Genomic DNA, 1,318 nt, shown 5'->3' with positions numbered 1-1,318 from the left:
TGAACCGCCCCGGCTTCGCCGGAGGGTGGTTTACTTGGGTCACGCCGCCATGGCGGGTGCCTCGAGCTGAGCATGGTAGCGCGCCTCGGCCTCGGCGGGCGGCATATTGCCGATCGGCTCGAGGAGGCGGCGGGTGTTGTACCAGTCCACCCATTCGAGGGTAGCGAACTCGACAGCCTCCAGGGAGCGCCAGGGGCCGCGGCGCCGGATGACCTCTGTCTTGAACAGGCCGATGACGGTTTCGGCCAACGCGTTGTCGTAGGAGTCACCGACGCTGCCGACGGAGGGCTCGATCCCGGCCCCGAGAAGGCGTTCGGTGTATCGAATGCTGACGTATTGCGACCCCTTGTCGCTGTGATGGGTCAGGCCGCCCTTCACCGGACGACGGTCATGCAGCGCCTGCTCCAGAGCATCGAGGACGAACCCGGCATGCGCCGTCCGCGACACCCGCCAGCCGACGATGCGGCGGGCGAAGACATCAATGACGAACGCCGCGTAGACGAACCCCTGCCAGGTCGCCACATACGTGAAATCCGAGACCCATAGCCGGTTCGGCTGCGGCGCCCGAAACTGCCGGTTCACCTTGTCCGTCGGGCACGGCAAAGCCTTGTCGGCGATGGTGATCCTGGTCTCCTTGCCACGGACGGCGCCCCGCAGCCCCATCTGCCGCATCAGACGCTCGATCGTGCAACGCGCCACCATGACGCCTTCCCGGCCGAGCTGCCGCCAGACCTTGCGGGCGCCGTAGACCCCGAAGTTGGCCTCGTGCACCCGGCGGATCTGCTCCATGAGCACCAGATCCTGTCGGACCCGAGGCGAGGCCTTGGCTGGATCGGCACGCTGCGCGGCATGGGCGCGGTAGGTCGACGGGGCAATCGGCAGCACCCTGCAGATCGGCTCGACCCCGTAGACCTCACGATGATCGTCGATGAAGGTGATCATGGCTTCGGGCGGCGGTCGAGCTCCGCCTGGGCAAAATACGCGGATGCCTTGCGGAGGATCTCATTGGCTTGGCGAAGCTCGCGGTTCTCGCGCTCCAGCGCCTTGATCCGCTCGCGCTCCTCCGTCGTCGCGCCGGGTCGCTGGCCGCTATCGCGCTCGGCTTGCCGCACCCACTTGCGCAAGGTCTCGGCCGTGCAACCAATCTTCGTTGCGATCGAGCCGATGGCCGACCACTGCGAGGCGTGGTCGCCGCCATGGTCCAGCACCATTCGCACCGCCCGCTGCCGAACCTCAGGCGAAAATCGGTTCAACGTCTTCTTCGTCATGGCTCCAACCTCTCAAGGTTTGAAGCCTCCGGCAAACCCAGAGCGGTTCA

At 66.4% G+C, this 1,318-nt stretch carries 1 protein-coding gene and 1 other annotated feature; the gene reads right to left on the bottom strand.

All coding sequences use genetic code 11. The annotated features are described in order from the left end of the window. Window positions 1-39 precede the first annotated feature (39 nt). A protein-coding gene (locus JMJ56_RS33065; RefSeq protein ID WP_202836112.1) for an IS3 family transposase occupies window positions 40-1,268 on the bottom strand; the annotation gives its coding sequence in 2 pieces (ribosomal slippage) (window positions 40-977 and window positions 977-1,268; 1,230 coding nt in all). After that, window positions 868-984: a sequence feature (AL1L pseudoknot), on the bottom strand. Its footprint overlaps the gene before it by 117 nt. Window positions 1,269-1,318: the final 50 nt, after the last annotated feature.

Source organism: Belnapia arida, from assembly GCF_016773205.1.
GTDB lineage: Bacteria > Pseudomonadota > Alphaproteobacteria > Acetobacterales > Acetobacteraceae > Belnapia > Belnapia arida.
The sequence above is the reverse complement of the archived record's forward strand: the minus strand, read 5'-3'. Positions and strand labels throughout refer to the sequence as shown.